Source organism: Intrasporangium sp. DVR, assembly GCF_040365325.1.
GTDB lineage: Bacteria > Actinomycetota > Actinomycetes > Actinomycetales > Dermatophilaceae > Intrasporangium.
Map to the genome: position 1 here is coordinate 138,603 of NZ_BAABZW010000003.1, position 13,323 is coordinate 151,925.

Below are 13,323 nucleotides of genomic sequence, written 5' to 3' on the forward strand. Positions count from 1 at the left end.
GCTCGGTAGGGTGCGGACATGAGCCGTCGCCCGTTGCCGCACCCGGTGGCCGCGCGTCTGTCCACCGCGACGCGCCACCTGCCGGCTCCGCTCGCTGCCGTCGACCTGCCTGCCTTCGACCGGAACGCCGAGCACCTCGTCGGGCGGGCCCACGGCAAGCCGATCCGCGTGGCCACCAAGTCGCTGCGTAGCCGCGCCCTCATCGAGCGCGCCCTGGCGAAGGAGGGCTTCGCCGGGCTCATGTGCTACTCCGTACGCGAGGCGCTGTGGTGGGCCCGGGAGGGCTTCACCGACATCATGGTCGCCTACCCGAGCGTCGACCTCCTGGCCGTCACCGAGCTGGTCTCCGACCCGGGTCTTCGCGCCGCCGTCTGCATCATGGTCGACAGCGTCGAGCTCGTCGATCTCATCGCTCGTGGGGTTGGCGACGTTCGTGGGCTGCGGGTCGCTGTCGACGTCGACGCCTCCGTGCGGGTCGGTCCTGCACACGTCGGGGTGCGCCGCTCACCGCTTCGCGAACCCCAACAGGTCGAGGCGGTCGTCCGTCGAGCACAGGAGCGCGGCCTGCTCGTCGTCGGCCTGATGTTCTACGACGCTCAGGTCGCCGGCCTGCCTGACTCCTCAGCGGTGGTTCGGCGGCTCAAGTCCCGCTCCGACGCCCAGCTACGCCTCCGTAGAGCCGAGATCACGGCCAGGGTGCGGCAGCTCGTCCACCTCGACTTCGTCAACGGCGGCGGCACGGGGAGTCTTCACGTGACCGGCCGCGACCCCAGCCTGACTGAGCTGGCTGCCGGCTCCGGTCTCTACGCCCCCGCGCTCTTCGACGGTTACGACGACCTCGACCTGGAGCCTGCTGCCTTCTTCGCCTGCCCGATCGTGCGCCGGCCGGCGGACGACATCGTCACCGTCTACTCCGGCGGCTATGTCGCGTCGGGGCCGCCCGGGTGGTCCCGGGTCCCATCGCCGCTCCCGGAGCACGGTCTGCACCGGCTGCGCACCGAAGGCACCGGGGAGGTGCAGACTCCGCTGAGGGGACCCGGCGCGGCCCGGCTCGGTCTGGGTGACCGGATCTGGTTCCGCCACGCCAAGGCGGGTGAGCTCGCGGAGCGGTTCACCCATCTGGCTCTCATCGAGGGTGACGAGGTCGTCGGTCAGGCCGCGACCTATCGTGGGGAAGGGCAGTGCTTTGGCTGAGACTCAGCGAGAGATCGTCCGTGGCATCGCGTGGTCGAACTGGGCGGGCACGGAGTCGACCAGGCTCGCCCGCATCGCCACCCCGAGGTCGGAGGAGGACGTTGCCGAGGAGGTCGTCAAGGCAGCGGAGCGAGGCCTGCGGGTCAAGGCGATCGGCGCGGGCCACTCCTTCACCGGCGTCGCCCTTACTGATGGGGTCCAGCTGCGACTCGGTGGCCTGAGCGGAGTCACCACGCTGGACGCGACCCGGGGTGAGGCCACCGTCCGCGCCGGCACCCCGCTGCATGTCCTCAATGACGAGCTCGCCCAGCTCGGGCTCGCGCTGCCCAACCTCGGCGACATCGACCGCCAGTCGATCTGTGGGGCGCTCGGGACCGGGACGCACGGCACCGGCCTTCGCCTCACCGGACTGACGGGTGGGGTGCGGGGTCTGCGCCTCGTCCTGGCGGATGGATCCGTGACCGAGTGCTCGCCGAAGCGGGACCCCGACCTCTTCCAGGCCGCCAGGCTCGGCCTCGGTGCGCTCGGGGTCATCACCGAGGTGACCCTCTCCGTCGTCCCCGCCTTCCTGCTCCATGCCGTGGAGCGGCCGGAGCCACTTGAGCGGGTGCTGGAGGCAGTGGACGACGATGCGGAGTGCAATGACCACTTCGAGTTCTACTGGTATCCCCACACCGACCGTGCCCTGACCAAGCGCAACAACCGAGTCGACTCCGGGACGGCTGCCAAGCCACTCGCGCGCTGGCGCGCCTACCTGGACGACGAGCTGCTCAGCAACCGCGCGTACGAGGTGCTCAACCGTCTGGTGACCAAGGTGCCGCGCACCACCAAGCCCGTCAGCGCGGTGGCGGCCCGCGCCCTGACGGGCCGCGAGTACGTCGACGCCTCGGACAAGGTCTTCGTCACCGACCGCGACGTGCGGTTCATGGAGGCGGAGTGGGCGTTTCCACGGCACGAGCTCGCCGACGTCCTGCGTGAGCTCAAGGCATGGGTGGACGGCCATGACGAGATGATCTCCTTCCCCGTCGAGTGTCGCTTCGCAGCGCCCGATGACGTCTGGCTGTCGACGGCGTACGAACGGGAGAGCTGCTACATCGCGGTCCACCGCTATCACCGGCAGGCCAAGGGCGCCTACTTCGATGCCTTCGAGGCGATCGCCATCGACCATGGCGGACGACCGCACTGGGGCAAGATGCACTCGCGCGGCGCTGAGTTCTTCCGCGCCGCCTACCCGCGATTCGCCGACTTCCTGGCCGTGCGCGACCGCGTCGACCCCGAGCGGCTCTTCGGCAACGCCTATCTGGATCGCGTCCTCGGCCCCTGACAATCGAAAGAGCAGTTCGCGACACCAGATCGAAAGAGCAGTTCGCGACACCAGATCGAAAGAGCAGTTCGCGACACGTCGCACGGGGGCGAAGCCCCGCGCCACGTGTCGCGAACTGCTCTTTCGATCTGCGGGGTGGTCAGGCCGTGGGCGGGCGGGTCATCGCGAGCACGTCGAGTGCCTCGTCGAGCTGGGCCTCGGTGAGACGTCCCTCGCGGACATGCCCATCCTCGAGCACGACCTCACGAATCGTCTTGCGTTCCTTCACCGCTCGCTTGACGACGGCCGCGGCGGCTTCGTAGCCGATGAAGCGGTTCAGCGGGGTGACGATCGAAGGAGAGCTTTCCGCCAGCCGCCGCGCGTGGTCGGCGTCGGCCGTGATCCCGTCGACGCACCGGTCTGCGAGCAGCCGGCTCGTCGCCGCGAGGAGGCCGATCGACTCGAGGATGTTCTTGGCGAGGACGGGCAGCATGACGTTGAGCTCGAAGTTGCCGGCCGCGCCGGCGGTCGTGATCGCCATGTCGTTGCCGATGACTTGTGCGCAGGCCATCAGGGTGGCCTCCGGGATGACCGGGTTGACCTTGCCCGGCATGATGCTCGAGCCTGGCTGGAGGTCGGGCAGGTGGATCTCGCCGAGGCCGGTGCGCGGCCCGGACGACATCCACCGCAGGTCGTTGCAGATCTTCGTCAGGCTCACCGCGACGACCTTGAGCGCACCCGACAGCTCGACGACCGCATCCTGCGTGGACTGGGCCTCGAAGTGGTTCTCGGCCTCGCGGAAGGACTGACCGGTCGCCTCGGACACCCGGTCGATGACCGCCCGGGCGAACCCTGGCGCCGCGTTGAGACCCGTGCCGGCAGCGGTGCCGCCGAGCGGCAGCTCCGCGGTCGCCTCCGCCGCATGAGCGACCCGCGCGGCGCCGAGCTCGATCTGTCTGCGGTAGCCGCCGAACTCCTGTCCCAGCGTCACCGGCACCGCGTCCATCAGGTGGGTGCGGCCCGCCTTGACGACGTCGGCGAACTCCGCCTCCTTGCGGCCGAGCGAGCTGGCGAGGTGGGCGAGCGCAGGGACGAGATCGTCCCGGGCGGCGATCGTCGCGGCGATCCGCAGGGCGGAGGGGAAGGTGTCGTTGCTCGACTGGCCGTAGTTGACGTGGTCGTTGGGGTGGACGTCGACGGTGCCCGAGCTGCTCGCCAGTCGCGCGACGACCTCGTTGACGTTCATGTTCGTCGACGTTCCGGAACCGGTCTGGAAGACGTCGATGGGGAAGTGGGCGTCATGGCGCCCCTCGGCAACCTCCTCGGCGGCCGCGGCGATCGCCCGAGCGCGGTCCCCGTCGAGGACTCCCAGCTCCGCGTTGACGGCCGCCGCTGCAGCCTTGAGTCTCGCAAGTGCGTGGACCACGCCTACTGGGACGGGCTGCCCGCTGATCGGGAAGTTCTCGACAGCGCGAGCCGTCTGCGCGCCGTAGAGAGCGTCTGCGGGGACCTGCACCTCGCCCATCGAGTCGTGCTCGGTCCGGAAGCCCTTGCCGTGCTGGTCGCTCATGCCCCCATCATGCTCCAGCGGCGACCGCGGCGGCCTCGCGCGCGATCTCGAGCTCCTCCGCTGTGGGGATGACGAGCACGGCCACGCGGCTGGCGGCCGTGGAGATCCGGTGCTCGCCGGACATCGCCGCCTCGTTCGCCGCGGGGTCGACCTCGATGCCGAACAGGTCGGCCAGACCGTCGAGCGCGGCGGCCCGGAGCATCGGGCTGTGCTCACCGATGCCGGCCGTGAACGCGACGGCGTCCACGCGACCCAGCACAGCGGCATACGCCCCGATGTACTTGCGCAGACGGTGGGCCACGACGTCGAACGCGAGGCCGGCCTCGACGTCCCCTGACGTCACCCGCTCCTCGAGCTCGCGGAAGTCGTTCGTCCCGATGAGGCCCTTGAGGCCGCTCTCCTTGTTCAGCGCGCGGTCGTAGTCCTCCAACGACACGCCGGCCCTGGACAGGTGGGCCGGCAGCGACGGGTCGAGGTCCCCGGGGCGCGTGCCCATGACCAGGCCCTCGAGCGGCGAGAGGCCCATCGACGTGTCGACGCTGCGTCCCCCCGCCACCGCCGTCGCGCTCGCGCCGTTGCCGAGGTGGAGCACGATGACGTTCGCCTCCGGCACCGGAAGCCCGAGGAGCTCGGCGGCGCGGCGCGAGACGTAGGCGTGCGAGGTGCCATGGAAGCCGTAGCGGCGCACCCGGTGCTCGTCCCGCCACGTGCGGTTGACGGCGTAGGTGTAGGCGTGCGGCGGGAGGGTCTGGTGGAAGGCGGTGTCGAAGACGGCGACCTGCGGGACGTCGGGGAAGTGTGCCCGGGCCACCCGGATGCCCTCGAGGTTGGCCGGGTTGTGCAGCGGGGCGAGTGGGACGAGGCGCTCGATCGTCGCCTCGACCTGGTCGTCGATCCGAGTGGGTGCGCTGAAGTCGGCCCCGCCGTGCACGACCCGGTGCCCCACCGCTGTCAGGTCCAGCCCGGCGAGGTCGGGCCCGTGCTCACGGAACGCGTCGATGAGCAGCTCGAACGCTGCGCCATGGTCGGCGCACGTGCCCTCGATGCGGTGGTCGACGCCGTCCACCGAGTGCTTGGCCCTCGAACTCGGCTCGCCGATGCGTTCGACGACACCGCTGGCTCGGGACGCACCGGCGTCGACGTCGATGAGGTCGTACTTCAGGGAGGAGGAACCGGCGTTGACGACGAGGACGAGACCGCTCACGAGAGGGCCTCGGCCTGGATGGCCGTGATCGCGATGGTGTTGACGATGTCCCGCACGAGGGCTCCTCGAGAGAGGTCGTTGACCGGCTTGTTGAGGCCCTGCAGGACGGGGCCGATGGCGACCGCCCCGGAGGTCCGCTGCACGGCCTTGTAGGTGTTGTTGCCGGTGTTGAGGTCGGGGAAGATGAACACGGTGGCCCGGCCGGCCACCGGACTGTCCTTGAGCTTGGCGGCAGCCACGGCCGCGTCGACGGCGGCGTCGTACTGGATCGGCCCCTCGACCGACAGGTGCGGCGCCCTCGACCGGACGAGCTCGGTGGCGGTCCGGACCTTGTCGACGTCGGCGCCCGTGCCGGAGCCGCCCGTCGAGTAGGAGAGCATGGCGACGCGCGGCTCGATCCCGAGCTGCACGGCTGTCGCGGCGGACGAGATGGCGATGTCGGCGAGCTGCTCGGCCGTCGGGTCGGGGATGACCGCGCAGTCGCCGTAGACGAGGACGCGGTCTGCGAGCGACATGAGGAAGACCGACGAGACGGTCTTGATGTCGGGAGTCGTCTTGACGACCTCGAGCGCCGGCCGGATGGTGTGGGCGGTCGTGTGGATGGCCCCGGACACCATGCCGTCGGCGAGTCCGTCGCGCACCATCATCGTCCCGAAGTAGCTCGGGTCGACGACGATGTCGCGCGCCTGCTCGAGGGTGACCCCCTTGTGGGCCCGCAGCTCGGCGTACTCCTCCGCGAACCGTGCGCGCAACTCCTCCTCATGGGGGTCGAGCAGGGTGGCGCCCTCGATGTCGAGGCCGAGCTGCGCGGCCCGTCGACGGATCGCCCCGGAGTCGCCGAGCAGCGTCAGTCGCACGACGCGACGCCGCCGCAGCTGGTCCGCAGCGCGGAGGATGCGGTCCTCCTCACCCTCCGGCAGGACGATGTGCTTGTCGGCCGCGCGAGCTCGGTCCAGCAGCTGGTGCTCGAACATCAGCGGTGTGACGACGTGGCTCGGCGACACCTTGAGACGGTCGAGCAGCTCTGCGCCGTCGACGTGCTCGTCGAACAGGCTGAGCGCGGTCTCGATCTTGCGCGTCGCCGACCGGGTCATCCGCGGGACGACGGCGGAGAGAGTGGCCGCGGTCTGCATCGTGCCGGTGGCGCAGCTGATCACCGGCACGTGGACCTCGAGGCCCTCGACCAGCGTCGTGATGGGCGCCGGCAGGTCGAAGCCGCCGTTGAGGACGATGCCCGACGGCGTCGGCAAGGTCTGGGACCGGTGCGCGAGCAGGAGGCCGAGGAGCACGTCACCGCGGTCGGCGGGGGCGATGGCGACGCAGCCCTCGAAGATCCGGTCGAGGACGTTGGGCAGGGTCATGGCGGCCACCACGAGGCCGAGTGACTCGCGGTCGAGCAGGTCGTCGTCACCGTAGAGGTGGGTGCCGTCGACCGCGGCGAGCAGGTCTCGGACGGTGGGGGACTCGAGCACGGGGGCGCTGGGGATGACATAGGCCGCGGTGTCCGCGAGGGCCTCCGTGAGAGCGTCCCTGGTGGCGGTCACGGCATCGGGCACAGCTCGGTTGGACACGACGGCGAGCACGTGCGCGTGGTTGGCCTTGGCCTCGTCGGAGGCGATCTCCGCGGCCACCCGCACCTGCTCCGGCGTGCGGCCCTTGCTCGAGATGACGAGCACCATCGGCGCGTCGAGGTTGGCGGCGATCTTGGCGTTGTAGGAGAACTCGGTGGGGGAGGTGACGTCCGTGTAGTCGGAGCCGACGACGAGCATCGCGTCGAACTGCTCGGCCACCGCGTGGAACCGGTCGACGATGGTGGCCATCGCTCCGTCGGGGTCGGCGTGGACGTCCTCGTAGCCGACGCCGGACGCATCCTCCGCCGTGAGGCCGGTATCGAGTCGGGAGAGGAGCAGGTCGAGCACATGGTCGTTCGCTGCGCTCTCCGAGCGGACGATCGGCCGGAAGATCCCGACGCGCTCGACCCGCCGGCTCAGCTGGTCGAGGATGCCGAGGGCAACGGCCGACTTGCCCGACAGCCCTTCCGATGAGGCGAGGTAGACGCTGGTGGACACGAAGGCAGGCTATCGGTCTCCGGAGGCCGGCTCGCACAGCGTCTTCGTCACTCGGCCTCCTCCGCGTGTCCCGGGCAGCCCTCCGCGCCCGCGCACGACCACCCCACCGGCGCCGTATGCCGCTGGGCTCGCTTCCCGGGGACGGTGGTGTCCGTGGGTGGCTGGGTGCCGCCCACCGGGGCCGGCACGGGGGTTGCGGCCGGCTCGGGGTTGCGGATGAGCCCCCAGGAGACGAGCCCGCCCGCGGCGAGGAGCACGGCGCAGATCCACATGGCGCGGCCGTAGCCGGCGTCGAAGGCCTCGGGCCGCTGGTAGTCGGCGCCGCTCAGTCCGACGACGGCCGGGAGGGCAGCCACGGCGAGCAGGCTTCCGGCCCGCGCCACCGCGTTGTTGACTCCGCTGGCGATCCCGGCCCAGCGGTCCGGCGCGGCGCCGAGCACGGTGGCGGTGAGGGGTGCGACGAGCAGGCTGAGCCCCAGCCCGAAGATGGAGATGCCGGGGAACACGGCGCTCCAGTAGGAGTCGCCGGCCCCGACGCCGGTGAGCAGGCCGGCGCCGACGGCACAGACGGCGGGCCCGACCGCCATCGGCAGGCGGGGGCCGATGCGGGCGCTGACCTCGCCGCCCCTGGCGGCGAGGAAGAGCATGAGCACGGTGACCGGCAGGGTGGCCAGTCCGGCGCGGAGCGGCCCGTAGCGCAGCACGGTCTGCAGCTGCAGGGTGAGGAAGAAGAAGACGGCGCCGAGGGCCGCGTAGACGAGCATCGTCATGAGGTTGGCTGCCGTGAACTGTCGGGAGGCGAAGAGCGCGGGTTGCACCATCGGGTGCGCGCTCCGGACCTCGACGAGGGCGAACCCCACCGCCAGTGCGAGAGCGAGCAGCATGAGCGCGACGCCGGGGCCGGTGCCGAGGGCCTCCAGCTGGATGAGGGCGTAGGTCAGCACGGCCAGAGCCGCGCTGGCGAGAGTGGCCCCCGCGACGTCGAACTCGCGCGGTGCGGCCTCGTCGAGGGTCTCCGGGACCGACGTGCGGGCGATCCAGACGGTGACCACCGCGAGCGGGAGGTTGAGCAGGAACGCCCAGCGCCACGAGGCGTACTCGACGAGCCATCCTCCGACGAAGGGGCCGACCGCCGCGGAGATCCCGCCGAGGCCGGACCAGGTGCCGATGGCCTTGGCCCGGTCGTCGGACCGGAACACCGACTGGATGATCGAGAGGCTGCCTGGGGTCAGCAGGGCCCCGCCGATGCCTTGGAGGATGCGCGCGATGATGAGCTGCCCGGCGCTCTGGGCAACGGCGCAGGCCAGTGATGCCAGCGCGAACCAGACGACCCCGATGACGAAGACCCGGCGCCGGCCGAAGCGGTCCCCGAGCGACCCGCCGAGCAGGATGAGTGAGGCGAGGGCGAGCAGGTAGCCGTTGGTGATCCACTGGAGGTCCGCCAGGCTGGCGTCGAGCTCAGCGCCGATGCGGACGAGCGCGACGTTGACGACGGTGCCGTCGAGCAGCGCCATCCCCGACCCGAGCACCGCCGCTGCGATGACGAGCCGTCCGGTGCGAGTCCCCAGCTCGATGCCGGCCACCGTCCCACTGTGTCATGCCCCCTGATCGAAAGAGCAGTTCGCGACACCCATCGCCTGTCGCGAACTGCTCTTTCGATCGGTCAGCGCGGGTAGTCGTCGGTGGGGATGGCAGCGGCCGCTCGGCGTCCCCGGCGGAGCGCGAGGACCGAGTCGATGCTGAGGACCGCGAGGGCGAGCCAGACGATGCCGAAGCCGATCCACCGCTCGCGCGACATGAGCTCGTCGAGCAGGAGGACGGCGACGAGCAGCTGCATGAGCGGGGTGATGAACTGGATGAGCCCGATGCTGACGAGTGGGATGCGGCGGGCGGCGGCAGCGAAGAAGAGGAGCGGAACCGCGGTCGCGACACCCGAGCCGACGAGCAGCCAGGTGTGCAGCGCACCGTGGTCACCGAACTCGAGACCGGTGCGGCTCGAGACCACGAGGAGGATGACGACGGCGGCGGGGGCGAGGATGACGGTCTCGAGGGCAAGTCCGTGGACCGCCTGGAGGGAGGCGCCGACCTTCTTCTTCGTCAGGCTGTAGAGGCCGAACGACATGGCGAGAGCCATTGCGGCGTAAGGCACCCGGCCGCTCGCCAGGGCAAGGTAGACGCCGGCGGCCAGCCCGATGCCGACGGCGACCCACTGGAGGACGCGAAGCCGCTCCCCGAGGACGATCACGCCGAGGGCCACGGTGACGAGGGGGTTGAGGAAGTAGCCGAGTGCGGCCTCGCTCGTGTGTCCCGCGGTGACGACGGCCACGTAGATGACCCAGTTGGCGGCGATGAGGAGGGCCGCGACGGTGATTCCCGCGAGCAGCGCTCGGCGGCGCAACACCGGTCGGATCCAGTCGACGTCCCGGGTGACCGCGATGAGCAGCACGCAGAACAGCAGGGTCCACAGGATCCGGTGGGCGAGGATCTCCCAGGCTCCGGCCGGTTTCAGGGCGTCGAAGTAGAGCGGGAACAGCCCCCAGATGCCGTATGCGGCGAAGGCCAGCACGGTGCCGCGGCCCACCTCTCCCTGAGGCGGGCCCACGAGCTGGGCACCCGGCCGTGTCGGCCGGGTGCCCAGACCCTGTTGCTCGTCAGGCACCGGTCATGCCGGCCCGCTGACCGTCCACGTGTCCTTGCCCGCGAGGAGGGCGTCGATGTCAGCGTCGGTGATCTCACCGGTGCGAGCGGAGTCGATCTGGTCGCGCAGCAGGTCGTCGTAGGCGGGTCGGGCGACATTGCGGAACACGCCCATCGGCACGCTCGTCAGCTCGGCTGAGTCGAGCCGGGACAGCGCGAACGCAGCGGCGGGGTTCTCCGCCGACACGTCGTGCACGACGATCCGGGCGGGATCGGCGTCGGCGCGCCGCACGACGGTCATGACGCCCTGGTCGTCCCGGACGACGACTCGCTGGTCGTCTCCATCCCCGGCCACGACTTCCTCGCCGTTGTTGAGGTAGAAGATGCGGGCCTGGGCCTCGGTCCGGTCCTTGAGCACGTCGAAGGCGCCGTCGTTGAAGATCGGGCAGTTCTGGTAGATCTCGACGAAGGCGGAGCCGCGGTGCTCAGCGGCCGCCCGGAGCACCGAGGTGAGGTGCTGGCGGTCCGAGTCGAGCGTGCGCGCCACGAAGGTGGCCTCGGCCCCGAGTGCCAGGGACACCGGGTTGAACGGGGTGTCGAGCGACCCGAGCGGCGACGACTTGGTGACCTGCCCCGTGCGTGACGTGGGGGAGTACTGGCCCTTGGTCAGCCCGTAGATCTCGTTGTTGAACAGCAGGATCTTGAGGTTGATGTTGCGGCGCAGGGCGTGGATCAGGTGGTTGCCACCGATGGACAGCGCGTCGCCGTCGCCCGTCACGACCCAGACCGACAGGTCGTCGCGCGCTGCGGCGATCCCCGTGGCGATGGCCGGGGCGCGCCCGTGGATGGAGTGCATCCCGTAGGTGTCGAGGTAGTACGGGAAACGGGAGGAGCAGCCGATGCCGGAGACGAAGACCATGTTCTCGCGCTTGATGCCGAGCTCGGGGAGGAACCCCTGGACGGCCGCGAGGATCGCGTAGTCGCCGCAACCGGGGCACCAGCGCACCTCCTGGTCCGAGGTGAAGTCCCGCTTGGAGAGGGTCTCGCCCGGGCTGAGCGCGGGCACGTGCCCGACGCCGCTGAGCGGGTGCCCCGGTGCGGGGCTCCCGTTGGTGGGGACACCGAGGTCAGTGATGCTCACTTGGCCATCTCCTTCATGCTCTCCGGAACCGACGTGCGCGCCGCCTGGGCGATCACATCGGCGATCTCGCTCGCCTGGAACGGCAGGCCCCGGACGGCCGTGTGCGACTGGATGTCGACGAGGTAGGTGGCACGCAGCAGCATCGCGAGCTGTCCGAGGTTCATCTCCGGGACGATGACCCGGCGGTAGCGGCGCAGCACCTCGCCGGTGTTGGCGGGGAAGGGGTTGAGGTGGCGCAGGTGCGCATGAGCCACCGGTGTGCCGATGGCCCGGGCGAGCCGGACGCCGGCCGCGATGGGGCCGTACGTCGACCCCCAACCGAGGACGAGCAGCTCTGCGTCTCCGGTCGGGTCGTCGACGAGGAGCGGCGGGATGCTGTCGGCGATGCCGTCGATCTTCGCCTGGCGCAGCCGGGTCATCTTGTCGTGGTTGTCGGGGTCGTAGGAGATGTTGCCGGTGATGTCGGCCTTCTCGATGCCGCCGACGCGATGCTCGAGGCCGGGCGTGCCGGGGATCGCCCACGGACGCGCCAGCGTCTCCGGGTCGCGCTTGAAGGGGTGGAAGACCGGCTCACCGTCAGCCGTGACGTCGTTCGGCTCGGTGGCGAACTCGACCGTCAGGTCGGGCAGCTCGCTCGTCCTCGGCAGGCGCCACGGCTCGGAGCCGTTGGCGAGGTAGCCGTCGGACAGGATGATGACCGGCGTGCGGTAGACGGTGGCGATGCGCACCGCCTCGACGGCGACGTCGAAGCAGTCCGCGGGGGTGGCCGGGGCCAGGACCGACACGGGGGACTCGCCGTTGCGACCGAAGAGCGCCTGGAGCAGGTCGGCCTGTTCGGTCTTCGTCGGCAGGCCGGTCGAGGGCCCGCCGCGCTGGATGTCGATGATGACGAGCGGGAGCTCGAGCGACACCGCGAGGCCGATGGTCTCCGCCTTGAGAGCGAGGCCGGGCCCGGAGGTCGACGTCACTCCGAGGGCTCCGGCGAACGAGGCGCCGAGCGCTGCCCCGACTCCGGCGATCTCGTCCTCGGCCTGGACCGTGGCGACGCCGTAGCGCTTGAGGCCGGCGAGCGTGTGCAGGATGTCGGAGGCCGGCGTGATGGGGTATGACCCGAGGAAGAGGGGGAGCTTCGCGCGGTGCGCCGCAGCGACGAGCCCCAGCGAGAGGGCCACGTTGCCGGTGACGTTGCGGTAGCTGCCTTCCTCCATGGGCGCGGGGGAGACCTCGTAGGAGACGGAGAAGTCCTCGGTGGTCTCGCCGTAGTGGAAGCCGGCGTGGAGTGCCGCGAGGTTGGCCTCGAGGATGCCGGGGCGCGCCCCGAACTTCGCCTTGAGGAACCCCTCCGTACCTTCGAGGGGTCGCGTGTACAGCCATGAGAGGAGCCCGAGGGCGAACATGTTCTTCGCCCGCTCCTTCTCCTTGCGGGTCAGGTCGCTGAAGGGTGCCAAGGCGTCGACGGTGATCGAGGTGAGCGCCACGGCGTGGACGTGGTAGCTCTCGAGCGAGCCGTCCTCGATCGGGTTCGTCGCGTAGCCCACCTTGGCGAGGTTGCGCTTGGTGAACTCGTCGGTGTTGACGATGATCGTCGCGCCGCGCGGCAGGTCGCGCAGGTTCGCCTTGAGCGCCGCAGGGTTCATCGCCACGAGGACGTCCGGCCGGTCACCCGGCGTGAGGACGTGGTGGTCGGCGAAGTGCAGCTGGAAGCTGGACACACCGGGAAGCGTCCCCTGGGGTGCCCGGATCTCCGCCGGGAAGTTGGGCAGGGTCGACAGGTCGTTGCCGAGCAACGCTGTCTGCGAGGTGAACCGGTCGCCGGTCAACTGCATGCCGTCGCCGGAGTCCCCGGCGAAACGAATGACCACGCGATCGAGCTTCTGGACCAATTTGGTGCTCATGCTCTGCGACGTCCTAAGCGCTTCTAGACACTGGCCGGGGGGCTTCCCAACGAGCCAGTACCCATGCTAGGCCGCGAAGGGGTCATGTTCGTGCAGGTTGTCATTTCACGGACACAATGCTGCGCGGACCGGGTCGTGCCCGCTAACATCCCCGGGCCCATGATCGACGCGTCCGAGCCGGTCGGGAGTGCCCTCATCGGCCCCGGTCATCACGGCGCGACGCTCGCAGCGCACACGGCGCGTGACCGTCGCCGGCGCCGCGCACACCCCACCCGGGAACGTGATCTAGCCGACACCACGACGCGCCCGG

Annotated in this window: 9 protein-coding genes; 2 read left to right on the forward strand and 7 right to left on the reverse strand. The window is 70.4% G+C overall.

Annotation, left to right across the window (positions count from 1 at the left end; translation table 11 throughout):
- The first annotated feature begins 18 nt into the window (after positions 1-18).
- Both ABWV20_RS03565 and ABWV20_RS03570 read left to right on the forward strand, forming a co-directional pair.
- Positions 19-1,194 carry an alanine racemase gene (locus ABWV20_RS03565; protein WP_353353431.1) on the forward strand — a complete coding sequence of 392 codons (1,176 nt, stop codon included), beginning with the start codon at positions 19-21 and terminating at the stop codon, positions 1,192-1,194.
- Positions 1,187-2,518 (forward strand): D-arabinono-1,4-lactone oxidase, encoded by a 1,332-nt coding sequence (locus tag ABWV20_RS03570; RefSeq protein ID WP_353353433.1) that lies wholly within the window; start codon positions 1,187-1,189, stop codon positions 2,516-2,518. Before ABWV20_RS03565 ends, ABWV20_RS03570 begins: the two co-directional genes overlap by 8 nt.
- A gap of 139 nt (positions 2,519-2,657) precedes the next feature.
- On the opposite strand, the gene ABWV20_RS03575 is transcribed toward ABWV20_RS03570, so the two are convergent.
- From ABWV20_RS03575 to ABWV20_RS03605, 7 genes are all read right to left on the reverse strand, one after another.
- Complete coding sequence (locus tag ABWV20_RS03575; RefSeq protein ID WP_353353434.1) at positions 2,658-4,067, reverse strand: class II fumarate hydratase; 1,410 nt, start codon at positions 4,065-4,067, stop codon at positions 2,658-2,660.
- Positions 4,068-4,074: 7 nt separating this feature from the next.
- Positions 4,075-5,271 carry an acetate/propionate family kinase gene (locus tag ABWV20_RS03580; RefSeq protein ID WP_353353435.1) on the reverse strand — a complete coding sequence of 399 codons (1,197 nt, stop codon included), beginning with the start codon at positions 5,269-5,271 and terminating at the stop codon, positions 4,075-4,077.
- Positions 5,268-7,340: a phosphate acetyltransferase gene (gene pta, locus ABWV20_RS03585; protein ID WP_353353437.1), complete on the reverse strand. Its 2,073-nt coding sequence runs from the start codon at positions 7,338-7,340 to the stop codon at positions 5,268-5,270. The genes ABWV20_RS03580 and pta overlap by 4 nt, the downstream gene beginning before the upstream one ends.
- Positions 7,341-7,387: 47 nt before the next feature.
- Positions 7,388-8,923 carry an MFS transporter gene (locus tag ABWV20_RS03590; protein WP_353353438.1) on the reverse strand — a complete coding sequence of 512 codons (1,536 nt, stop codon included), beginning with the start codon at positions 8,921-8,923 and terminating at the stop codon, positions 7,388-7,390.
- Positions 8,924-9,003: 80 nt separating this feature from the next.
- Positions 9,004-9,999: an EamA family transporter RarD gene (gene rarD / locus ABWV20_RS03595; RefSeq protein WP_353353439.1), complete on the reverse strand. Its 996-nt coding sequence runs from the start codon at positions 9,997-9,999 to the stop codon at positions 9,004-9,006.
- A gap of 3 nt (positions 10,000-10,002) precedes the next feature.
- On the reverse strand, positions 10,003-11,118 hold the full coding sequence (locus ABWV20_RS03600) for a 2-oxoacid:ferredoxin oxidoreductase subunit beta (RefSeq protein ID WP_353353441.1): 1,116 nt from the start codon (positions 11,116-11,118) through the stop codon (positions 10,003-10,005).
- Positions 11,115-13,013: a 2-oxoacid:acceptor oxidoreductase subunit alpha gene (locus ABWV20_RS03605; RefSeq protein ID WP_353353442.1), complete on the reverse strand. Its 1,899-nt coding sequence runs from the start codon at positions 13,011-13,013 to the stop codon at positions 11,115-11,117. Before ABWV20_RS03605 ends, ABWV20_RS03600 begins: the two co-directional genes overlap by 4 nt.
- Positions 13,014-13,323 lie beyond the last annotated feature (310 nt).

What these genes read in the sequence shown, in the direction of transcription:
- ABWV20_RS03605 (WP_353353442.1), bottom strand. Translation starts at nt 13,013, where the DNA reads ATGAGCACCAAATTGGTCCAGAAGCTCGATCGCGTGGTCATTCGTTTC.
- ABWV20_RS03565 (WP_353353431.1), top strand. Translation starts at nt 19, where the DNA reads ATGAGCCGTCGCCCGTTGCCGCACCCGGTGGCCGCGCGTCTGTCCACC.
- ABWV20_RS03575 (WP_353353434.1), bottom strand. Translation starts at nt 4,067, where the DNA reads ATGAGCGACCAGCACGGCAAGGGCTTCCGGACCGAGCACGACTCGATG.